This is a genomic window from Rhizobium freirei PRF 81 (genome assembly GCF_000359745.1).
GTDB lineage: Bacteria > Pseudomonadota > Alphaproteobacteria > Rhizobiales > Rhizobiaceae > Rhizobium > Rhizobium freirei.
Genome location: NZ_AQHN01000005.1, coordinates 1 through 19,820, shown reverse-complemented (window position 1 = coordinate 19,820; position 19,820 = coordinate 1). Strand labels below are relative to the sequence as shown.

Below are 19,820 nucleotides of genomic sequence, written 5' to 3'. Positions count from 1 at the left end.
CCACCCGCCCTGGAGACATGATGAGCAAGATCGACCTTGATATTTCCGAGATTCCCGACACCACCGTTTCGGTTCGTGAAGTTTTCGGCATTGATTCCGATATCCGCGTTCCCGCCTACAGCCAGGGCAGTGCCTATGTGCCCGATCTGGATGCGGATTACCTCTTCGACCGCGAGACCACGCTCGCCATTCTCGCCGGCTTCGCTCACAACCGTCGCGTGATGATCTCGGGCTATCACGGCACCGGCAAGTCCTCTCACATCGAGCAGGTTGCCGCGCGCCTCAACTGGCCTTGCGTGCGCATCAACCTCGACAGCCACGTCAGCCGTATCGATCTCGTCGGCAAGGACGCCATCGTCGTCAAGGACGGGCTGCAGGTCACCGAATTTAAGGATGGCATCCTGCCCTGGGCCTACCAGCACAACGTCGCGCTCGTCTTCGACGAATACGATGCCGGCCGTCCGGACGTGATGTTCGTCATCCAGCGCGTGCTGGAATCCTCGGGCCGCCTGACGCTGCTCGACCAGAGCCGCGTCATTCGCCCTCACCCGGCTTTCCGCCTGTTCGCAACCGCCAACACCATTGGTCTCGGCGACACGACGGGCCTCTATCACGGCACGCAGCAGATCAACCAGGCGCAGATGGACCGCTGGTCGATCGTGACGACGCTGAACTATCTGCCGCACAACAACGAAGTCGATATCGTGCTGGCGAAGGTGAAGTCCTTCCGCACCGACAAGGGCCGTGACACCGTCTCCAAGATGGTGCGCGTCGCCGATCTGACGCGTGCGGCCTTCATGAACGGCGATCTGTCGACGGTTATGAGCCCGCGTACCGTCATCACCTGGGCTGAGAATGCGGAGATCTTCGGCGACGTCGCCTTTGCCTTCCGCGTTACCTTCCTCAACAAGTGCGATGAGCTGGAGCGGCCGCTGGTCGCCGAGCACTATCAGCGCGCCTTCGGCGTCGAGCTGAAGGAAAGTGCTGCCAACATCGTGCTCGAAGCCTAAGGAAAAGCCCACACATCATGTCAGGTCGCGGAGATAATTCCAAAGCGAAGCCGGGCGCCCCGGTGGACATGGAGCCGTTGCGCCGGGCGATCACAGGTTGCGTGCGCTCGATCGCCGGCGATGCCGAGGTCGAGGTCGCATTCGCCAACGAACGTCCGGGGATGACCGGCGAGCGCATCCGCTTGCCGGAGCTTTCGAAGCGGCCGACGATGCATGAGCTCGCGGTGACCCGCGGGCTCGGCGATTCGATGGCGCTGCGGCTTGCCTGTCACGATGCCCGCGTCCATGCTGTTATGGCGCCGCAGGGTGCCGATGCGCGTGGTATCTTCGATGCCGTCGAACAGGCGCGTGTCGAATCGATCGGTTCGCTGCGCATGAGCGGCGTTGCCGCCAACCTCAGCTCGATGAATGCAGAGAAATACGCCAAGGCGAATTTCTCCGGCATCGAGCGGCGCGAGGATGCGCCGATCGGCGAGGCCATGGCGATGATCGTGCGCGAGAAGCTGACCGGTCAGAAGCCGCCTGAAAGCGCCGGCAAGGTGCTCGACCTCTGGCGTCCCTTCATCGAGGAAAAGACCGGCGGTCAACTCGAGAGCCTGCTATCTGCTATCAACGACCAGCAGAGCTTCGCTCGTGTCGTCCGCAATATTCTGACAGCCATGGAAATGGCCGAGGAATATGGCGACGAGCAGTCCGAGCCCGACAGCGAAGAGCAGCCGAGCGAAGAGGACAAGCCGAACGGCGAAGACCAGGATAACGACGACGTCAAGGAAGACGAAGGCTCCGATGCCGCGCCGGCCGAAGACAGTGAAGCCTCCGACGAGCAGATGGAGGATGGCGCGACCGAAGACGGCGGCGAGATCTCCGACGACGATATGAGCGAAGAGGGAGAGGAAGATTCGGAAACGCCGGGCGAGACCCGCCGTCCCAATACGCCTTTCGCCGACTTCAACGAGAAGGTCGACTATCACGTCTATACGGAGGAGTTCGACGAAACCACGACGGCGCAGGAACTGTGCGACGTGGCCGAGCTCGAGCGCCTGCGCGCCTTCCTCGACAAGCAGCTTGCCCATCTGCAAGGCGCTGTCGGACGGCTTGCCAACCGGCTGCAGCGCCGCCTGATGGCGCAGCAGAACCGCTCCTGGGACTTCGATCTGGAAGAGGGCTATCTCGATCCGGCACGCCTGACGCGCCTGATCATTGACCCGATGCAGGCTCTGTCCTTCAAGATGGAGCGCGATACGCAGTTCCGCGATACCGTCGTGACGCTGCTGATCGACAATTCCGGTTCGATGCGAGGACGGCCGATCACGGTTGCTGCTTCCTGCGCCGACATTCTTGCCCGGACGCTCGAGCGCTGCGGCGTGAAGGTCGAGATCCTCGGCTTCACCACCAAGGCCTGGAAGGGTGGACAGGCGCGTGAAAAGTGGCTTGCCAGCGGCAAGCCGCAGACGCCGGGCCGCCTGAACGATTTGCGCCACATCATCTACAAGTCTGCGGACGAGCCTTACCGCCGGTCGCGCGCCAATCTCGGTCTGATGATGCGCGAAGGCCTGCTGAAGGAGAATATCGACGGCGAAGCACTGATCTGGGCGCATAACCGTCTGCTCGGTCGCCGCGAGCAGCGCCGCATCCTGATGATGATTTCGGATGGTGCGCCGGTCGACGATTCGACGCTGTCGGTCAACCCGGGCAATTATCTGGAGCGGCATCTGCGGGCCGTCATCGACCAGATCGAGACGCGCTCCCCTGTGGAACTGCTGGCGATCGGCATCGGCCATGACGTGACGCGCTACTATCGCCGCGCCGTCACGATCGTCGATGCCGACGAACTTGCAGGCGCCATGACCGAGCAGCTCGCCTCGCTATTCGAGGATCAGGCAAGCATGCCGCGTTCGCGCATGCGCCGTGCAAGCTGAGCCCGCTTCGGCTTCCTTTCGCATCGGCCTTGCGGCCGATGCTTTTTCCTTTTGGCCGCTGCAAGGGCTGGCATGCTACGCTGCGCTGCATCAGCCTGACGGCGATGCTGGCACTGCCGCTGGCCGGATGCGATGCCGCAGACCGAGCCGATGATGGCGGTCCGGCCAATATTCGCGCCAACATCATCTCAGCCTTCAGGCCGGGCTCGCAGCAAACGCAGTTCGGGGCTCTGGAATTTATCGGCGGTCTTGAGCTCAGCTCGGACAATGCGCTTCTGGGCGCCATTTCCGCGATCCGCTTTCGTCCCGATCAGCGGCATTTCGTTTCCGTGCTGGATACCGGTCACTGGCTGACGGGCGCCATAGAGCGCGACGAGAAGGGGCGGTTGAAAGGTATTGCCGAGGCACGCATCATGCCGATGATGGACCGCCGCGGCAGCATCGATGCGGGGACGGGGGCGATGGATGCCGAAGGCCTGGCCTTGCGCGACGATCATGTTCTTGTGAGCTACGAGCAGTTTCATCGTGTCGATATCTATCCCGATCCGGGCTTCGAGATCTCGCCGCCGGACAATAGCCTGCCGGTCCCCATTCCAAGGCTGCAGCTTCGCTCCAACCGCAGCCTTGAAGCGCTGATGATCGCGCCGCAGTCCAGCCCGCTTGCCGGAGCCGCCGTCATCGTCACGGAAGATAGCCTGGACGAGCAGGGCAATATGGTCGCGGCCATTCTCGACGGTCCGCTGCACGGTCGCTTCACAATCAGGCACTATTGCGGTTTCGATGTCAGTGACGGCGTCTTCCTGCCCGACGGCGACCTGCTGTTGCTGGAGCGCCGCTTCGGGCTGGCGCATGGTCTTGGAGTGCGCATCCGCCGCATTGCCGGTGAGGACATCAAGCCGGATGCCGTGGTGGACGGCAAGGTGATCTTCGAGGCCGATTCCAGCGAGCAGATCGACAATATGGAAGGGATCGACGTCTTCCGCGCTGCTGACGGCTCCCTCCATCTCATTCTTATCTCGGACGATAATCACTCTATTCTGCAGCGCAGTCTGATGCTGGAGTTTCGCCTGAGCGACAAAAATCTCGTCGGTCAAAACTAGAAGCGACGTGGCGCCGATTTTATTCTCTGCGCCGATCTTGCCGCATTGAGGAAATTTTCGTTGTGAGCTAAGCGACGCCTTTGCTCCAACAATGGGATTCTTCGACATGTCTGCTCCTGGCAAACCTATCGTGCTGCTGCACGGGCTTTTTGGCAGTCTGAACGACCCCAAGATCCTGGCTGCGTTCGGCAATGCCGATATTCATGCCCCGGATCTTATTGGCTATGGCCGTAACAGAGAGGCGAACACCAGTAAGCTGACTCTTCTCGATCAGGCGCGTCATATCGCGGACTTCATATCCGGCCTCGGTGCTGGCAAGGTGCATCTGGTCGGACATTCGGTCGGTGGTGCGGTTTCGGTGCTCGTCGCCCGGCATTTTCCCGGGCTCGTCGAATCGCTGACCAGCGTCGAAGGCAATTTCACCTTGAAGGATGCGTTCTGGTCGGGACAGATTGCCGTGAAGCCGGACGAGGAAGTGGCTCACATCATCTCCGGCTATGAGACCGATCCGGACGCCTGGATCGCCGGTGCCGGCGTGCAGATCAACGAATGGACGTCGTCACTTGCCAGAGGTTGGCTTGCGAATCAGCCGCCCTCGACGATCAAGGCACAGGCCAAGGCGGTCGTGGCGGCGACGGGAGACGCCGCTTATCTCGACGCGATCCGCGGTATCCTGCAGTCCGACATTCCCGTCTATCTGATCGCCGGGCGCCGTTCTGCGGAAGGTTGGGATGTTCCCGATTGGGTCAATGATCTCTGCACGGCGCGGCTCAATATCGCCGACACCGGTCATTTGATGATGGCGGAAAATCCGGCCGCATTCGCAGCCGCCGTTCTAACCTGCCTGTCTTATCGCTAGAGAGTGTTTCGGCGCGTACCGATAGCGATCCGCGCCGAACAACCAACCGTTCAGGCGGCCGGAGCCTGCGACATCGGCTTCAGGGTGTTCATCAGCGCGCCATAGGGCAACAGCATGACGAGGCCGACGGTCATCTTGACCGAGAAGTCGCCGATCGCCCAGGAAATCCAGCGCGGCGCCGAGGTGGAGAAAACGCCGAGGATTGGCGCCCATTCGATCGCGAAGGGATCGTTCGGTCCGAAGAGGACGAAGAAGGGCGCAAAGGCGAAGGAGAAGAAGATCAGCGTATCCAGCATCGAGCCGATCAGTGAGCCGAACAGCGGCGCGCGCCACCAGGCCATGCGACGAAGGCGGTTGAAGACCGAGATGTCGAGCAGCTGGCCGACGAGATAGGCCGAACCGGAGGCGATCGCGATGCGCGGCTGTGCCGTGTAGAACGACAGCGCGACGCCGACGACGAAGCCGGCAAACACCACCTTGCGCGCAGCCTTCGGGCCGAACTGGCGATTGGTCAGATCGGTGATGAGGAAGGCGACCGGATAGGTGAAGGCGCCCCAGGTCAGGATATCCGCAAGATTGATACCGGCGAGCGTCGCCTGCAGCGGATATTGCACGAGGATATTGGAGGCGACGACGACCAGCGTCATCAAGACAACATAGATAAGGGTATGACGTGTCGTCAGCATTTTTTTATCCTGGGAGATGCCACCAGTTGAGGGAAACCGGACATGGAAAAAGGCCTGTCCGGAGATGATCCGTGCAAGCCTTTTAGCCGGTATGAAATCGCGACGCGCTAGAGCTGCTTAGGCAGCGACTGCAGCTTCCGCGGACTTCTTGACGATCTGACGACGCAGCAGGCGAGCGCGCATGCTGAGTTCGTTTTCGCTTGCCTTTATGAGGAAAGCGTCCAGACCACCGCGATGTTCGACCGAGCGAAGCGCTGCTGCGGAAACGCGCAGACGATAGCGTTGGCCGAGAACGTCGGAGATCAGCGTGACCTGGCAAAGGTTCGGCAGGAACCGACGCTTGGTCTTGTTGTTGGCGTGGCTGACATTGTTGCCCACGAGGACGGCCTTGCCGGTCAATTCGCACATGCGGGACATGGTACACCTACTTTTGTTTTTCTCGGCCATCGGATAAACATCCCGGGCAAAACCCGGCGCGCAATCCAACAGGCCATAATTGGAAAGTTGCGGTTCTATAGTCAGAGCGGCCGGCCGCGTCAAGCCAAACCTTGTGTTTTCCCGCAATTCCGTCAAAAAGCTGCTGTTCTCTGATGCTCGCAGCAGACGAACATAGTGTCTATATATCTCGCCTGACCCTCGTTGAAGGCCCGAAATCATGGTTCAAATTCGCAAATGGCTTCTCATTTCAGCTGTCGTTGCGTCGATGCCGTCGACGGCATTCGCCGACGTGCTGCGGCATGAAACGCGTTATCGCGTTTCGCTGGCCGGCCTGCCGATCGCCAGGGCGGATTTCAAGACCGAGGTCACCGGCAAGCAGTTTACGATCAGCGGCAACATTACCTCCGCCGGTCTTGCGGACCTCGTCACCTCCATCGATGCCAGGACCGATGTGACCGGTGTGGTCAACGACAACAAGCTGCAGGCAACGCATTACACGCTGTTCTACAAGAGCGGCAAGAAGGAGCGCACCTACGATGTGGCCTATGCCAACGGCAATGTGACGTCGAATACGATCACGCCCGAACCGAAGCGGCCGGACAACTGGATCCCTCTTGCCGACGCGGATCTGAAGTCCGTGCTCGATCCGATTTCCGGTATGATCTTTCCAATCACGCCCAGCCTCAATCTCTGCAATCAGACGCTGGCCGTCTTCGACGGCGAGATGCGCCTGGATCTGAAGCTGTCGCCAAAGGGGGCTCATCCGTTCTCGACCGAGGGCTTCACGGGCAAGACGGTTGCCTGCGGCGTGCGCTTCACGCCGAAGAGCGGCTATAAGAGCACGCGCAAGGATTATCTCTATCTCGCCAAGAGCGACAAGATGGAGATCTGGTTTGCCAAGGCCGATACCATGAATGTATATGCTCCGGTCTATGTGCGCATACCGACACAATACGGGACCGTGACGATTACAGCCGTGAAATACGGCAGCTAGCAGGCAGGAGGATGCCTGCAGCAACGAGAGCTGGGGGCAGAGTTGAAGTTTCGCGCGACATTGACGGGCTTTTCGGCCATTTTGATGTGGTCTTTCCTGGCGCTTCTGACGGTGGCGTCCGGCAAGATGCAGCCGTTTCAGCTGCTTGCCATCTGTTTTGCCATCGGCAGCATTCCCGGCATCGTCGTGCTGCTGCTCAGGCCGGAGCGCCTGCGGCTTCTGCGTCAGCCCGCCAAGGTCTGGATAACGGGCATTGCCGGCCTGTTCGGCTACCATTTCCTCTATTTCACGGCGCTGCGCCATGCGCCGGCGGTGGAAGCGGGGCTGATCGCCTATCTCTGGCCGCTTTTGATCGTCGTCGGCTCGGCCTTGCTGCCGGGCGAGCGGCTGCGCTGGTATCACATCGTCGGCGCGCTGATGGGGCTTGCGGGCACAGTTCTGATCGTCGGCCGCAACGGCTTTCATTTCGAAGGCGCCTATGCGGTCGGCTACGGCGCGGCTTTTCTTTGCGCCTTCACCTGGTCCGGCTATTCGCTGATCACGCGCCGTTTCGAGGCCGTATCCACCGACGTCGTCACCATATTCTGCCTCGTGACATCCATCCTCTCCTTCTTCTGCCATCTCGGCCTGGAGGAGACCATCTGGCCGGAGGGGGTGGCACAGTGGATCGCCGTGCTCGGCCTCGGCCTCTTCCCCGTCGGAGCGGCCTTCTATGCCTGGGACTACGGCGTCAAGAACGGCGATATCCAGATTCTCGGCGCCGCAAGCTATGCGGCGCCGTTGCTGTCGACGCTGATCCTGACGCTCTTCGGCTTTGCCGAGCCGAGTTGGGGCATTGCGCTCGCCTGCCTGCTCGTGACCGGCGGCGCCGTGCTCGCCGCGCATCGCATGATCCTGCGCCGAGACAATACCGAACGGGCGCAGGCGGAAGCGGCGGAATAGCTCCGCCGCAATCATTGCCAGCTATTTCCTGAAGACTTTTTCGAGGAAAGCCGCGAGCGACGGCCGCCAGACGTCCATCTCGTGCTGGAGGTCCGGATATTCGTGGTATTCGTGATTGATCTTCTTCTCGTCGAGCGCCGCCTTCAGGCCGGCAACGTCCTTGCCGACGACCTGGTCCTTGCTGCCGACCGTTACCGTGAAATTGCGCAGGGCCTTGTTGATCTTTTCCGGCTCGTTCAGCACGGCGTCCACAGTCTTGTTCGGAACGGTCGTGGTGCTGACGCCGCTGAAGGTCGCGACCCAGCCGAAGGTGTCCAGATGCGTGAGGCCGGAGACGAGGGCCTGATATCCGCCCTGCGAGAGCCCGGCAACGGCACGGCTGTCAGCCTCGTTTCGCACCCGATAGTGTGTCTTCATGTATGGGATGAGGTCATCGATCAACTCGCGATCGGCTGCCTCGGCATTGGCCGGATAGAAATTCGCGCGACGATCGGCGGCCGGGAAGTTTTCGGCAATCGCGATCGGCACGTCGGTTTCGGTATCCGGGATGACGACGATCATCGGCTCGATCTTTTTCTCCGCGAGGAGATTGTCGAGCATCTGCGGTGCGCGTCCCTGCGCGACCCAGGAGCCGACCGTGTCGCCGAAGCCGTGATAGAGGTAGAGCACGGGCAGCGGCTCGGAGGCATCGGTATAGCCGGGCGGCGTGTAGACATACATCTGCCGCTCCGATTCGAGTGCGTTGGAATGCAGGGTCACCAGCCGCAGATCGCCATGCGGCACGTTGCGGATATCGAGAATGCTGCCGGGCACGAGGATAAGGCTGGTGTTGACCTGCCGCTGCGGCTTGGGCGCGTTGGTTCCCGTGTCGATGCTGCGGAAGCCGTCGATGTTGAAATAATATTCGTAAAGGTCGGGCTTCAATGCTTCGGTCTTCGCGTTCCAGGTGCCATCATCACCACGTTGCATGGCGATCGGATCGCGCGAGCCGAGGCCGACGGAGACAGCCTTTGCCGACGGCGCATAGAGCCGAAAGGTAATCGAGCCGTCTTTTTCGACCGAGGTGACGAAGTTTTTCAGAGGCTTCTCGGCCGGCGGCGCATCAAGGGCAAGGACCGGACCGCTCATGACGCAGCCTGTCGCGACGAGCAAAGAAAACAACAATCGCACGAAAAAACCTCCTCCGGATGAACCACTCTTCTCTCTCTCCGTGTAAAGCTGAAACAGTGCCGAACTTTTTCAAGGTTGTCGCTCCGCGCCGTGCGCAGCATGCTGCGTGATGTCAACGAAAGGTAAAAAAGGGTTCAGCTTGAGGCTGGTTTCCAATCCGGCGGAGCCATCTCGAAGCTTGAGAATTCGAAGCCCGGCGAGACCGTGCAGCCGACGAGCGTGAATTCGCCGAGGCTTTCGGCGGATTGCCACCAGTTGGCCGGAATGATGGCCTGCGGGCGCTCACCCTTTACCAGATCGGAGCCGAGCACCAGCGTCTCGCTCGTCCCGCCGTCCGCCGAGCGGTGCAAAGCGAGCGGCGCGCCGGCATAGTGGTGCCAGACCTCGGCGGCATCGTGCACCCGGTGCCAATGCGAGCGCTCGCCCGCTTCGAGCAGATAGTAGATCGCCGTGGAGTGGCCGCGAGTGCCGCCGTTCTCGTCGCGGAAGGTCTGCACGTACCAGCCGCCTTCCGGATGCCGCTGCATGGAAAGCGTTTCGATGATCTCTTTTGCCTGCATCAGAAATTGTCCTTGCGCTTGCGGATTTCGGCGAAGACCTCGTCATTGCCACGGCTTTCCATCAAAAGGTGGCGGCGGATCGCGGGATCTGCGGCGCGCAGGAACGGGTTTGTCTCCTTCTCCAGCGCCAGCGTCGTCGGAATAGTGAACTTGCCTTGCGCCCTCAATGCCTCGATATCGGCAGCGCGCGCCCTTAGCCGTTCATTATCGGGATCGATCGTCAGCGCGAAACGGGCGTTGGAAAGCGTGTATTCGTGGCCGAAATAAACGGCCGTTTCGTCCGGCAGGACGGCCAGCTTCTGCAGCGAGGCCCACATATCCGCCGGTGTGCGCTCGAACAGGCGGCCGCAGCCTAGCGCAAACAGCGTGTCGGCGGCAAAGAGCAGCTTGTCGTCGGCGAAGTGATAGCAGACATGACCGGCGGTGTGGCCGGGGGTTTCGATGACGTTGACCGTATGGCCGGCGAACTCGAAGCTGTCGCCATCGCCGACGGCGCGATCGAGGCCGGGAATGGCGACGGCTTCGTTGAGCGGGCCGATGATCTGGCAGCCGAATTGCTCTTTCAGCGCGAGGTTACCCTCGACGTGATCGGTGTGGTGATGGGTCGTCAGGATATGACTGATCGTCCAGCCGCGACGCTTGGCCGCCTTCATGATCGCATCCGCCTCCGGAGCGTCGATCGATGCCGTCAATCCGGTCTCCGGATCGTGGACCAAGACGCCGAAATTGTCGGAACGGCAGATAAATATCTCTAATTCCAAGGGTTTCATGATTGAAATCGTCCTCGTCTTTTACGTTGGTAGAGAATGTAAGCCGTTCGGCCTTGAAGTCCAACGCTCGGCTGATAACATTTGTTTCGATGCACGCCGATATTGTCGATCTCCGCCAGTTTTATCATTCCGAGCTCGGTCGCTTGGCGGAGCAGTCGATTGCCATGGCGCTTTCCTCCATCTGGGCGCGCATGCCGGAAGAGCGGCTTGTCGGCCTCGGCTATGCCGTTCCCTATCTCGATCGCTTCCGTGCCGATACCGAGCGCACTTTCGCCTTCATGCCGGCGGGGCAAGGCGCAGTGAACTGGCCGATGGGCTCGGCATCGTCGACGGCGCTGATCTTCGATGAAGAGCTGCCGCTGCCTGACAGTTCGATCGACCGTGTGCTGATGGTGCATTCGCTGGAATTCGCCGAAAGCCCGCGCGAGACGCTGAAGGAGCTCTGGCGTGTGCTGGCGCCTGGCGGGCGGCTTGTCATCGCCGTGCCGAACCGCCGGGGCGTCTGGGCGCGTATGGAGCACACGCCCTTTGGTTCCGGCCGTCCCTATTCGCGCGGCCAGCTGACCTCGCTGCTGCGCGAGACTAATTTCACGCCGGGTGCGACGGCCGAAGCGCTGTTTTTCCCGCCCTCCAAGTTGCGCACCGTGCTGCGGCTGCGCCGCGCCTTCGAAAGGATCGGCCGTACCCTGTGGCCTGCTTTTTCCGGTGTCATCATCGTCGAGGCGCAGAAGCGGCTCTATCAGGGCCTGCCGGTCGCCGTGCGCGCGTCGCGTCGCGTCTTCGTGCCGGTGCTGGCGCCGCGCGGCATTCCGACGACGCGTGACAGCACTTGATGCGATCGACGAGGTGCTGACACTCGACAAAACCGTGTTTCCGCTTTAATGCGACGGGGTGTTTCTAACCGGAATTTCCCGGTCCTTCGCAAGGTCGATCCCATGAGCATGGAAATGAGCAAGCCCGTCCCGCGTTCCGGTATTCTCGACATCGCCGCCTATGTGCCGGGCAAGGAGCATGCGCCGGGCGTTGAGCGCGTCTTCAAGCTCTCCTCCAATGAGACGCCGCTTGGCGCGAGCCCCAAGGCCATCGAAGCCTTCCGCGCCGCTGCCGGCCAGCTGGAGCGCTATCCCGACGGGCAGGCCAAGGAGCTGCGTCAGGCGATTGCCGACGTGCATGGGCTGAACATCGCCAACATCCTCTGCGGCAACGGCTCCGACGAGCTGCTGGGCCTGCTCTGCCACACCTATCTCGGTGTCGGCGACGAGGGCATCATCACCGAGCATGGATTCCTGGTCTACAAGATCCAGATCATGGCTGCCGGCGCGACGCCGGTGACGGTCAAGGAAAAGGATTGCACGGTCGACGTCGATGCCATCCTCGCCGCCGTCACCGACAAGACCAAGATGGTCTTCATCGCCAATCCAGGCAATCCGACCGGCACCTATGTCCCGGTCAGCGAAATCCGCCGCCTGCAAGCGGGTCTGCCGAAGCATGTCATCCTCGTGCTCGATGCGGCCTATGCCGAATATGTTCGCCGCAACGACTACGAGGCCGGCCTCGAGCTCGTCTCGGCCAACCAGAATGTGGTGATGACCCGCACCTTCTCGAAGGTCTATGGCCTGGCGGCGCTCCGCGTCGGCTGGATGTATGCGCCGGTCGATATTATCGATGCCGTCAATCGCGTGCGCGGCCCATTCAACATGAACAGCGCCGCCATCGCCGCGGGGGCTGCTGCCGTTCGCGATCAGGCCTTCACGGCTGAGACTGTTGCCTTCAATTTGCACTGGATCGAGAAGGTCACGGCTGCGTTGGAGGCCATCGGCCTCAAGATAACGCCGTCGGTTGCGAACTTCGTTCTCATCCATTTCCCTGACATCGATGGCAAGCGCGCCGTCGAGGCTGACGATTTCCTCACCAGCCGCGGCTACATCGTGCGGGCCGTTCGCGGCTATGGATTCCCGAATTCGCTGCGCATGAGCATCGGCACCGAAGAGGCCAATCTCGGCGTCATCGATACGCTGACGGAGTTTATGGGACGCAAGGCATGAGCACGACCCAGTTCGATCGCATTGCGCTGATCGGCATTGGCCTGATCGGCTCGTCCATCGCTTACGACATCAAGCGGCTGGCTCTCGCCAAGGAAGTGGTGATCTCGACGCGCAGCGCCGAAACGCTGAAGCGCGCCGAGGAGCTGAAGCTTGGCGACCGCTATACGCCGTCTTCGGCCGAAGCGGCCAAGGATGCCGATCTCGTCATCGTCTCGGTGCCTGTGGGAGCCTCGGAGAGCGTCGCCAAGGAAATCGCAGCCCATCTGAAACCGGGCGCCATCGTCACCGACGTCGGTTCGACCAAGGCATCGGTCATTGCGCAGATGCAGCCGCATATGCCCGCAAACGTGCACTTTATCCCCGGCCATCCGCTGGCAGGTACGGAAAAATCCGGTCCTGATGCCGGTTTCCCGGGGCTGTTCAAGGGGCGCTGGTGCATCTTCACGCCGGTTCCCGGCACCGACGAAGCCGCGATCAAGACGCTACGCGATTTCTGGGAAACCCTGGGCTCCCGCGTCGACGAAATGGACCCCGAACACCACGACAAGGTGCTGGCGATCGTCTCGCATCTGCCGCATCTCATCGCCTATAACATCGTCGGCACCGCCGACGATCTGGAGACGGTGACGGAGTCGGAAGTCATCAAATATTCGGCCTCCGGCTTTCGCGATTTTACCCGCCTTGCCGCATCCGATCCGACCATGTGGCGCGACGTCTGCCTGCACAATCGCGATGCGATCCTCGAAATGCTCGCCCGCTTTTCCGAGGATCTCGCCTCGCTGCAGCGCGCGATCCGCTGGGGCGAAGGCGACAAGATTTTCGAACTCTTCACCCGTACCCGTGCCATTCGCCGCTCGATCGTCGAGGCCGGCCAGGACGTCGACGCGCCGGATTTCGGCCGTCATGCTCTGGATGCGAAGGAATAAATAGTTTTACGCCATGGGGAGCGCTCATGATCGTCAGACGCGGGCGCTCTGAAGACTTGGCCTGGCTCGTCGATCATGACGATGCGAGCGAAGACTGGATCGGGCGCTGCATCCAGTTCGACGAATATTTCGTCGCCGCGCAGGATGGTGAACTCCTCGGCTTCCTGCGGTTCAGCCGCTTCTGGGGCAAGATACCCTACATGGACATGATCCGCGTGCTGTCGTCGCATCAGCGCGCCGGTGTCGGGACAGCCCTGTTTCGTGCTTGGGAAGACGCCATGATCGAAGAGGGCGCGCAGCATCTGATGACGTCAAGCGAATGGGCGGAAGCTGATCCCCAGGCCTGGCATCGCCGCAACGGCTTCCAGGCCGCCGGCAGCATCGATTTTCGCATTGTTCAGCCGAGCCCGGAGATATTCTTCCTGAAGGACATCTCCGGCGTCCGCGGAGGGTAGGGCTTCAGATCGGCGGGATCTTGCCGAGCGGGATGAAGCCGCTGAGCGAGAGGCGGCCGCGATCCGCCGTCAGGTCGACGGAGACTTTGTCGGCGCCGCTGGCAAGCGCCTTCAGCATCTTGATGGCCGTCTTGATCAGATTTTTGGCGGCGGGAAGCGTGGCGGTCAGGCTGTCGCCCCAAGGGCCGATCTGGTTGATCTCCAGCTTGAACCGGCCGGACAAAAATCCGTCCCCGTCGAAATTGAAGGGACCGGAAAGCGTCATGATGCGGCCGTCGCCGATGTCGATGACGGCTTGATGCAGCACGCCCGCCGCGCCACGCAGCCCCTCGCGGTCGCTGCCATCGAGCAGCCCGGCCTTGCCCGTCAGCGTCACGCTCGCGCTCGTCGAGGCGGTCGGCAGCGTCTGTGGGAAATCCTTGATCACGGCATTGGCATTCTCGACGCCGATAGCAAAATCCAGGTCGTTGCCGTTCTGGCTGGCGTGCATCTCGGTGTGGGCGGCCGTCACATTGGCACTCTGCCCGGTGAAGGAGGAGACGATGCCGGCCTTCAGCCCTTCGATAACGGTCTGGGTCCGTGCAACGCCACGGCCCTTGGCGACGAGGTTCGATTGAAGGTCTGTCCATTCGGCCGATACGGTCAGGCCCTGTGTGGAGCGCAATTCCGCCGGCGACTTGAGGCTCCAGCTGACGTGGTTTGGCTGGAAGACCGGCGCCGATGCGCTCAGCGTGTCGAAATTGGCCGAGACGCCCTGGGTCTGGTTGTCGACCGTCACGGTGTCGCAGGTCAGTCCGATGGAGAAGGGGAAGCCGTTGAAGGCCATGTTCTCGCATTTGCCGGCAATGCCGGCACTGTTCTGTTGCCCCAGCGCCTTCAAAATATTGGCCCTGACAAAGCCGGTCGCGTAATACCAGCCCCCGGTATAGAGCGCGGCGAGGATCACCAACAGACCGAGCAGAACGAGCCAAAGGCGTTTGCCTCGACCGGTTGCTACGCGCTGGCTTGACGCTGCCATGTTGTTCTCCAATGGTTGAACCGAAGCTTCACAGTGATTTGGCGTTGGATATGGACGAATTTTGGGTATTTGGCTACGGATCCCTCATGTGGAATCCGGGCTTTGCTTATGACGAGCGGGCCGAGGCGCTTATTTTTGGTTATCGTCGCTCGCTCTGCGTCCGTTCCTGGGTTCATCGCGGCACAGAGGAAAGTCCCGGCCTGGTGCTCGGCCTCGATCATGGCGGCTCCTGCCGTGGCATGGCGTTTCGCGTGCCGGCCTCCGCTTGGGACGAGGTTCTGATCTATCTGCGCGAGCGCGAACTGGTCACCAACGTCTATCTGGAAAAGACATTGCAGATCCGGCTTGCAGATGGGCGGCGTGTCAACGCCGTCGCCTATGTCGTCGACCGCGCTCACAGGCAGTATGCCGGCTCTCTGGATGCGGTCGAGGCCGCCCATGTGGTGGAAGCTGCCAGCGGCCGCTCCGGCCCCAACGATGCCTATGTTTTCAATACGCTGGTGCACTTGCGCGACATGGGCATTCGCGATCACTGGCTCGAGCAGGTCGCCGGTGAAGTGGAGCGAATGCGAAAGGCATCCTGAGCCGATCTCGTGCCAGGTCCTCGCGGATTCAGACCGCGGCGGTCACAGGCTTCGTCTTGCTGATTTCGGCCAGACGCTGGGCGGCTGTCGGCGGAATCGGCAGATGCGGGTTTTCGGCGATCGTCTCGACCAGTAACTGGTCGCTCGCCTTTTCCGTTTCCTCGATCAGGCGCGCAAAGAAGACATCGGGGTCCAGGCCCGGCTCGATCGGCGGCAAGATGCGCACCTTGATGTGGCCGGGATATTTGCGGAAGGTGCGGCGCGGCCAGAAAAGGCCAGGATGCATGGCAACGGCGACGACGGGAATGCCGAGGTCGCGGTACATGCGCGCAATGCCGTATTTATAGACGGGCTCGGCGCCCGGCGGGCGACGCGTACCTTCGGGGTAAATGATCAGCTGCCGGCCTGTGGCCAGCTCTTCGCGCGTGCGCTTCAGGACATCGAACATGACTTTGCCGCGCGCGCTACGGTCCACGGGGATCATGCGCTGCTTCCCGGCATACCAGCCGAACAATGGTATCCACATCAGCTCGCGCTTCAGGATGTAGACCGGATCGTCGAGATAGGGCAGCAGCGCGAACGTATCCCAGAAGGATTGATGTTTGGGCGCGAAGATGAAGCTGCCCTTGGGGAGATTCTCCAGGCCTTCGACCTCGAAGGTGGTGCCGACGATCTTTTCCATCAGCCAGGTGCTGGATTTCGCCCAAGCCTTGGGGATCGCGTAGGCGGCCTTGCGCGGCATCAGAAAATAGATCGGCGTCAACACGATCATGCGAATGATCAGATTGGCATAGAAGAGCGTATTGAACAGGACCGAACGCAAGATAATCATCGAGGCTTTCCCAACGCGCCGGCTTGCGCCGGCATCCAAGGGTTTGCCTACACGATTACAGCGTCAATAAAAAGTCGGTGCGTGCGTGGTTTTCGCGTCTTCAGGCGCGTCGTTAATGCAAAACCGCTGCACAGTTTTGCGCGACATGCTTTAGTCGTCATCAGTCGGTTGGCGTGACCTCAAGCCGGTCGGACGTCCAAGGCCGGTGATGTTGCGGGCGCCGGCGAGAAGTACCTTGGCATATTCGGAGATCATCGTGCGCAACGCATTCGGATCCGTGAACCAGTTCTTGGCCTTCAGGTCGGAATTGACGACCGGGTAGGGGATGAAATCGGTCGACGGGTCGACATATTTCAGTTCCGCCAGGCTGCGGGGCATATGGTAGTTGTTGGTGACTACGAGGACGCTCTTATAGCCCTTGGCGTGGATCCATTTTGCCGCTTCGCGGGCATTGCCGATGGTATCGAGCGCGTCATAACCGATGTCGACGCAGCAGCTGAACAGATTGACGGAGCTCTGCGTCAGTCTGCGGATTTGCGATGGCGTGGTGGTCGGGTGCACGCCCGATATCAGCAGACGGTTGCCGGCGCCGGAACGCAGCAATTCAACGGCCTGGTCGATGCGCTGATAGCCGCCCGTCAGCACGACGATAGCATCCGCCTTCGGCTCGAGCGGCGGCTTCAGCGTGGTGATCGAATCGGCAAAATGCAGGAAGCCGCCGAAGATGATGGCGACGAGAAAAATGAAGGCGAAGCCGCCCCAGCGCAAGAGACGACGGAACAAACTACGTCGCACGGGTCTGTCGCTGTGGGATTGCTCCCGCAACGGCTGCGAACTCACGGTCTTGCGAGTCGTCAGATCCATGCTCATGATTCGTCATTATACGACAATTGCGGCAAGGAACGGGCTGCCAATCGGCAAAAAATTATCACCGGGGCATCAATTCTGCGCACCTTCGGACCTGCCGGGGTCGGAACGGATCAAATCGATCTCGTAAATCGTCCGCATCACGGTAAAGCGCGCCGTGAGCGTCGTCAGCAGGGCGATGACGATCATGGTCGCAAGGATACCGAGATAGCCAAGTGCGCCGACGGAAAAAGTACCGAAGAGGGCGGTCGCCTGGTCGGTCTGCGGCGTGGCGATCGTGCGGCTCTGCAGGAAGCCGGCGCTGGCGAAGAACAGGGCGGCCAGCGCGCTGCCGGCTGCCGATCCCTTCAGGCTGATCTTCAGAAAATGCTTCTGGAATTCATTGGCGACGAAGGTGCTCTCGGCTCCGACGAAATGCAGCACTTCGACGATATGGCGATTGCCCGACAGGGCGCCGCGTGTGGCGAAGACGACGGTCAGGACCATGGCGGTGAAAACCAGCAGCAGGATGCCGGTGCCGATGAGAACGGTCGTATGCGCCATGGAAACCAGCCGGTCGACCCAGGTGCGGTGGTCATCGAGCGTCGCCTGCGGGATCTGTGCCTTGAGCAGGCTGCGCATGGCCTCGAAATCCGGCGGATGCGTCTCGTCGATGGTGATGATGACGAGGCGCGGGACGGGCAGTTCCTTGATGTCGAGACCGGCGCCGAGCCAAGGCTCGAGAAGGCGCGCGGTTGCGGCCTCGTCGACGATCTGGCCGGACTTGGTGCCGACGAAGCCAAGCGCGATATCGCGGGCGCTCGCGAGCGCCTTGTCCATATCGAGATTGTCGTCCGGCTTGATCTGGATGGTGATCTCGCGGGAAATCTGGCTTTCCCAGCTGGCCGCCGTCGAGCGCACCATGCTCACCGCGCCGAGCGTCAGGCAGGCGAGAAAGGCCATGATGGCGATGACGACGATGAGCGCATTGCCCTGAATATTGGAGGAAGGCACGATCGGCCCTGTCGGTCGCACGCGCATCTCCGGGCGCTTGCGCTCCGCCGCTGCTGCTGCGGGTGCCTGCCGCGCTTGCGGCGCCTTGGGGTTCGGGGCGTTCCTGCGGGGGCCGGGCTCAGTCATAGATATCGAGATGCCCCCCCGATAGAATCATGCGCCTGGCCTCGATCTGGTCCATCAAAGCGAGGTCGTGCGTGGCGATGACGACGGCCGTGCCGAGGCGGTTGAGTTCCAGGAACAGATTGAGCAGGCGGCGCGCCATCGGCGGATCGACATTGCCCGTGGGTTCGTCGGCGAGCAGAATCTCCGGGCGATCGATGAGGGCGCGGGCGATGGCGGCGCGCTGCTTTTCTCCGCCCGAGAGCACCGGTGGCAGCACATTGATACGTTCGCCGAGGCCGACCCATTTCAGCAGCTCCAATACGTCGGTGCGGTAGGAGCTTTCCTCCTTGCCGCGCACGCGCAAGGGCAGGGCGACGTTCTCATAGGTCGTGAGATGCTCGAGCAGCCGGAAATCCTGAAAGACGATGCCGACACGGCGGCGCAGCAGCGGCAGTTCGTTGCGCGGGATCGAGGAGATCTCCCGATCGAACATACGGATCAACCCGCGGGTCGGCTGCAGCGACATGAAGAGCAGTCGCAGCAGCGTCGTTTTGCCGGCACCGGAGGGGCCGGTCAGAAACTGGAACGATTTTCGCGGAATGTCGAAGCTCAGGTCGCGGAGGATTTCCGGACCCATGCCGTAGCGCAAACCGACGTTCTCAAAGTGAATCAACGGGCAGTCCAGTCTTCCGCGGTGTTCAATCAGGCGACTTGTTAAACAATGGCATTAACAGCCGGTAAATTTTTCTGGAAAGGCGCCCGATTCATGGCGATCTTTGCGAAGCATTAACCAATAAAATTTACGACTGGGCAGGATTCGTTTCAATGCCCAGATTGGCAATGGGCGTCGAAACCATGTGGATCACCGCAACGGGAGGCCATCATGGGCGCTTTTCGCCACCGTCAACAGCAGGCGGGGCTGGTTTATGACCTCATTCCGCCCGAACGCGGAACGGGGGTCAGCCAGCCGCATCGGTTCGTGCCGAAGCCCGATGTCGTCGATGCCGAATTCGTGACCGTCTCCGGCGCGCGCGCAAGGGCGGCGTCCGGCGTCAACATGCGCTATGGCGGCCGTGCTCCGTCACGCCCGCAGCCGGCGATGCCTAAGAATGCCTTCTCGCGTATCCTCTCCGTCCTGCGCGGCGTCGAGCAGGTTTTGCAGCAGGCATCGCGGCGCAGCTTCGTGGCGCTCATCGCTTCCCTGGCGATATTGATCTTCGGTCTTTCGGGCGGCTTTTCCGGCCTTTCGGGCGCACCGGTCGCGACGGCGGCCGAGCCGCTGCAATTCTCGCATGTGACGCTGACGCCACGGGACGAGAATGGCCTGCGCGTATTGCGGCTAAGTGGCATCATCGAGAATGTCAGCGGTGCTACGCTGTCTGTCCCGCAGGTGCGCGCCAATCTTTTCGCTGGCGATCAGCTGGTCAGAAGCATCGTTGTGGACACGCCGATCGATCGCCTCGGACCGCATGAAAGCCGCGGATTTTCGACGCGATTGCAGCATCCCGGTGGGAAAACGCCGGATGTTCGGCTCTCCTTCATGCCTT

General features: G+C 61.3%; 22 protein-coding genes. 12 read left to right on the top strand and 10 right to left on the bottom strand.

From position 1 onward, the window contains the following. Positions 1–20 precede the first annotated feature (20 nt). The 4 genes from cobS to RHSP_RS01260 all read left to right on the top strand — a co-directional run bounded on the left by cobS (position 21) and on the right by RHSP_RS01260 (position 4,888). Positions 21–1,010: a cobaltochelatase subunit CobS gene (gene cobS / locus RHSP_RS01275; RefSeq protein WP_037148877.1), complete on the top strand. Its 990-nt coding sequence runs from the start codon at positions 21–23 to the stop codon at positions 1,008–1,010. 17 nt (positions 1,011–1,027) lie between these two features. After that, positions 1,028–2,929, top strand: a complete 1,902-nt coding sequence (gene cobT / locus RHSP_RS01270; RefSeq protein WP_004107725.1) for a cobaltochelatase subunit CobT — start codon at positions 1,028–1,030, stop codon at positions 2,927–2,929. A gap of 38 nt (positions 2,930–2,967) precedes the next feature. Further along, positions 2,968–4,029, top strand: coding sequence for an esterase-like activity of phytase family protein (locus tag RHSP_RS01265; RefSeq protein WP_004107723.1), 1,062 nt, complete (start codon positions 2,968–2,970; stop codon positions 4,027–4,029). A 106-nt stretch (positions 4,030–4,135) separates the two neighbouring features. Continuing rightward, positions 4,136–4,888: an alpha/beta fold hydrolase gene (locus RHSP_RS01260; protein WP_004107721.1), complete on the top strand. Its 753-nt coding sequence runs from the start codon at positions 4,136–4,138 to the stop codon at positions 4,886–4,888. 50 nt (positions 4,889–4,938) lie between these two features. On the opposite strand, the gene RHSP_RS01255 is transcribed toward RHSP_RS01260, so the two are convergent. Both RHSP_RS01255 and rpmB read right to left on the bottom strand, forming a co-directional pair. Next, positions 4,939–5,574 (bottom strand): queuosine precursor transporter, encoded by a 636-nt coding sequence (locus RHSP_RS01255; RefSeq protein WP_004107719.1) that lies wholly within the window; start codon positions 5,572–5,574, stop codon positions 4,939–4,941. A 117-nt stretch (positions 5,575–5,691) separates the two neighbouring features. Beyond that, entirely contained in the window at positions 5,692–5,991 is a 300-nt protein-coding gene (gene rpmB / locus RHSP_RS01250; protein ID WP_004107717.1) for a 50S ribosomal protein L28, read from the bottom strand. A 238-nt stretch (positions 5,992–6,229) separates the two neighbouring features. Between rpmB and RHSP_RS01245 the strand changes: the two genes are divergently transcribed. Together RHSP_RS01245 and yddG are read left to right on the top strand one after the other, a co-directional pair. Next, entirely contained in the window at positions 6,230–7,006 is a 777-nt protein-coding gene (locus tag RHSP_RS01245) for a DUF3108 domain-containing protein (protein ID WP_037148876.1), read from the top strand. A 42-nt stretch (positions 7,007–7,048) separates the two neighbouring features. Then, positions 7,049–7,948 (top strand): aromatic amino acid exporter YddG, encoded by a 900-nt coding sequence (yddG, locus tag RHSP_RS01240; RefSeq protein WP_037148875.1) that lies wholly within the window; start codon positions 7,049–7,051, stop codon positions 7,946–7,948. 21 nt (positions 7,949–7,969) lie between these two features. On the opposite strand, the gene RHSP_RS01235 is transcribed toward yddG, so the two are convergent. The 3 genes from RHSP_RS01235 to gloB form a co-directional block, all read right to left on the bottom strand. Next, positions 7,970–9,118 (bottom strand): esterase, encoded by a 1,149-nt coding sequence (locus RHSP_RS01235; RefSeq protein WP_037148874.1) that lies wholly within the window; start codon positions 9,116–9,118, stop codon positions 7,970–7,972. Positions 9,119–9,252: 134 nt separating this feature from the next. Continuing rightward, positions 9,253–9,678, bottom strand: coding sequence for a cupin domain-containing protein (locus RHSP_RS01230; protein ID WP_004107710.1), 426 nt, complete (start codon positions 9,676–9,678; stop codon positions 9,253–9,255). Then, on the bottom strand, positions 9,678–10,448 hold the full coding sequence (gloB, locus tag RHSP_RS01225; protein ID WP_004107709.1) for a hydroxyacylglutathione hydrolase: 771 nt from the start codon (positions 10,446–10,448) through the stop codon (positions 9,678–9,680). Before gloB ends, RHSP_RS01230 begins: the two co-directional genes overlap by 1 nt. 53 nt (positions 10,449–10,501) lie before the next feature. Here gloB and RHSP_RS01220 point away from each other — a divergent pair, with 53 nt between their 5' ends. From RHSP_RS01220 to RHSP_RS01205, 4 genes are all read left to right on the top strand, one after another. Continuing rightward, entirely contained in the window at positions 10,502–11,281 is a 780-nt protein-coding gene (locus RHSP_RS01220) for a class I SAM-dependent methyltransferase (RefSeq protein ID WP_037149040.1), read from the top strand. 102 nt (positions 11,282–11,383) lie between these two features. After that, entirely contained in the window at positions 11,384–12,493 is a 1,110-nt protein-coding gene (hisC, locus tag RHSP_RS01215; RefSeq protein WP_037148873.1) for a histidinol-phosphate transaminase, read from the top strand. Beyond that, positions 12,490–13,419 (top strand): prephenate/arogenate dehydrogenase family protein, encoded by a 930-nt coding sequence (locus tag RHSP_RS01210; RefSeq protein ID WP_004107698.1) that lies wholly within the window; start codon positions 12,490–12,492, stop codon positions 13,417–13,419. The genes hisC and RHSP_RS01210 overlap by 4 nt, the downstream gene beginning before the upstream one ends. A gap of 26 nt (positions 13,420–13,445) precedes the next feature. Further along, on the top strand, positions 13,446–13,874 hold the full coding sequence (locus tag RHSP_RS01205) for a GNAT family N-acetyltransferase (protein ID WP_004107696.1): 429 nt from the start codon (positions 13,446–13,448) through the stop codon (positions 13,872–13,874). A 4-nt stretch (positions 13,875–13,878) separates the two neighbouring features. Here RHSP_RS01205 and RHSP_RS01200 read toward each other — a convergent pair whose 3' ends face one another. Further along, positions 13,879–14,892 carry a DUF2125 domain-containing protein gene (locus RHSP_RS01200; RefSeq protein ID WP_004107694.1) on the bottom strand — a complete coding sequence of 338 codons (1,014 nt, stop codon included), beginning with the start codon at positions 14,890–14,892 and terminating at the stop codon, positions 13,879–13,881. Between the two features lie 11 nt (positions 14,893–14,903). Between RHSP_RS01200 and RHSP_RS01195 the strand changes: the two genes are divergently transcribed. Further along, positions 14,904–15,476: a gamma-glutamylcyclotransferase gene (locus RHSP_RS01195; protein ID WP_004107692.1), complete on the top strand. Its 573-nt coding sequence runs from the start codon at positions 14,904–14,906 to the stop codon at positions 15,474–15,476. Positions 15,477–15,504: 28 nt separating this feature from the next. Here the strand turns inward: RHSP_RS01195 and RHSP_RS01190 are convergent, their stop codons facing one another. The 4 genes from RHSP_RS01190 to ftsE form a co-directional block, all read right to left on the bottom strand. Further along, positions 15,505–16,308 (bottom strand): lysophospholipid acyltransferase family protein, encoded by an 804-nt coding sequence (locus tag RHSP_RS01190; protein ID WP_004107690.1) that lies wholly within the window; start codon positions 16,306–16,308, stop codon positions 15,505–15,507. A gap of 150 nt (positions 16,309–16,458) precedes the next feature. Then, complete coding sequence (locus RHSP_RS01185; protein WP_037148868.1) at positions 16,459–17,172, bottom strand: YdcF family protein; 714 nt, start codon at positions 17,170–17,172, stop codon at positions 16,459–16,461. Positions 17,173–17,247: 75 nt separating this feature from the next. Next, positions 17,248–18,294, bottom strand: a complete 1,047-nt coding sequence (locus tag RHSP_RS01180) for a cell division protein FtsX (protein ID WP_338059870.1) — start codon at positions 18,292–18,294, stop codon at positions 17,248–17,250. Further along, positions 18,287–18,946 carry a cell division ATP-binding protein FtsE gene (gene ftsE / locus RHSP_RS01175; protein ID WP_004107686.1) on the bottom strand — a complete coding sequence of 220 codons (660 nt, stop codon included), beginning with the start codon at positions 18,944–18,946 and terminating at the stop codon, positions 18,287–18,289. The genes RHSP_RS01180 and ftsE overlap by 8 nt, the downstream gene beginning before the upstream one ends. Before the next feature lie 210 nt (positions 18,947–19,156). Here ftsE and RHSP_RS01170 point away from each other — a divergent pair. Further along, positions 19,157–19,820 (top strand): hypothetical protein (locus tag RHSP_RS01170; protein WP_037148866.1); only part of this gene is annotated, 664 nt, incomplete at its 3' end.

Coding starts and splice junctions, on each gene's coding strand:
- cobS (WP_037148877.1), top strand. CDS start 21: ATGAGCAAGATCGACCTTGATATTTCCGAGATTCCCGACACCACCGTT.
- cobT (WP_004107725.1), top strand. CDS start 1,028: ATGTCAGGTCGCGGAGATAATTCCAAAGCGAAGCCGGGCGCCCCGGTG.
- RHSP_RS01265 (WP_004107723.1), top strand. CDS start 2,968: ATGCTTTTTCCTTTTGGCCGCTGCAAGGGCTGGCATGCTACGCTGCGC.
- RHSP_RS01260 (WP_004107721.1), top strand. CDS start 4,136: ATGTCTGCTCCTGGCAAACCTATCGTGCTGCTGCACGGGCTTTTTGGC.
- RHSP_RS01255 (WP_004107719.1), bottom strand. CDS start 5,574: ATGCTGACGACACGTCATACCCTTATCTATGTTGTCTTGATGACGCTG.
- rpmB (WP_004107717.1), bottom strand. CDS start 5,991: ATGTCCCGCATGTGCGAATTGACCGGCAAGGCCGTCCTCGTGGGCAAC.
- RHSP_RS01245 (WP_037148876.1), top strand. CDS start 6,230: ATGGTTCAAATTCGCAAATGGCTTCTCATTTCAGCTGTCGTTGCGTCG.
- RHSP_RS01230 (WP_004107710.1), bottom strand. CDS start 9,678: ATGCAGGCAAAAGAGATCATCGAAACGCTTTCCATGCAGCGGCATCCG.
- gloB (WP_004107709.1), bottom strand. CDS start 10,448: ATGAAACCCTTGGAATTAGAGATATTTATCTGCCGTTCCGACAATTTC.
- hisC (WP_037148873.1), top strand. CDS start 11,384: ATGAGCATGGAAATGAGCAAGCCCGTCCCGCGTTCCGGTATTCTCGAC.
- RHSP_RS01210 (WP_004107698.1), top strand. CDS start 12,490: ATGAGCACGACCCAGTTCGATCGCATTGCGCTGATCGGCATTGGCCTG.
- RHSP_RS01205 (WP_004107696.1), top strand. CDS start 13,446: ATGATCGTCAGACGCGGGCGCTCTGAAGACTTGGCCTGGCTCGTCGAT.
- RHSP_RS01200 (WP_004107694.1), bottom strand. CDS start 14,892: ATGGCAGCGTCAAGCCAGCGCGTAGCAACCGGTCGAGGCAAACGCCTT.
- RHSP_RS01195 (WP_004107692.1), top strand. CDS start 14,904: ATGGTTGAACCGAAGCTTCACAGTGATTTGGCGTTGGATATGGACGAA.
- RHSP_RS01190 (WP_004107690.1), bottom strand. CDS start 16,308: ATGATTATCTTGCGTTCGGTCCTGTTCAATACGCTCTTCTATGCCAAT.
- RHSP_RS01185 (WP_037148868.1), bottom strand. CDS start 17,172: ATGGATCTGACGACTCGCAAGACCGTGAGTTCGCAGCCGTTGCGGGAG.
- RHSP_RS01180 (WP_338059870.1), bottom strand. CDS start 18,294: ATGACTGAGCCCGGCCCCCGCAGGAACGCCCCGAACCCCAAGGCGCCG.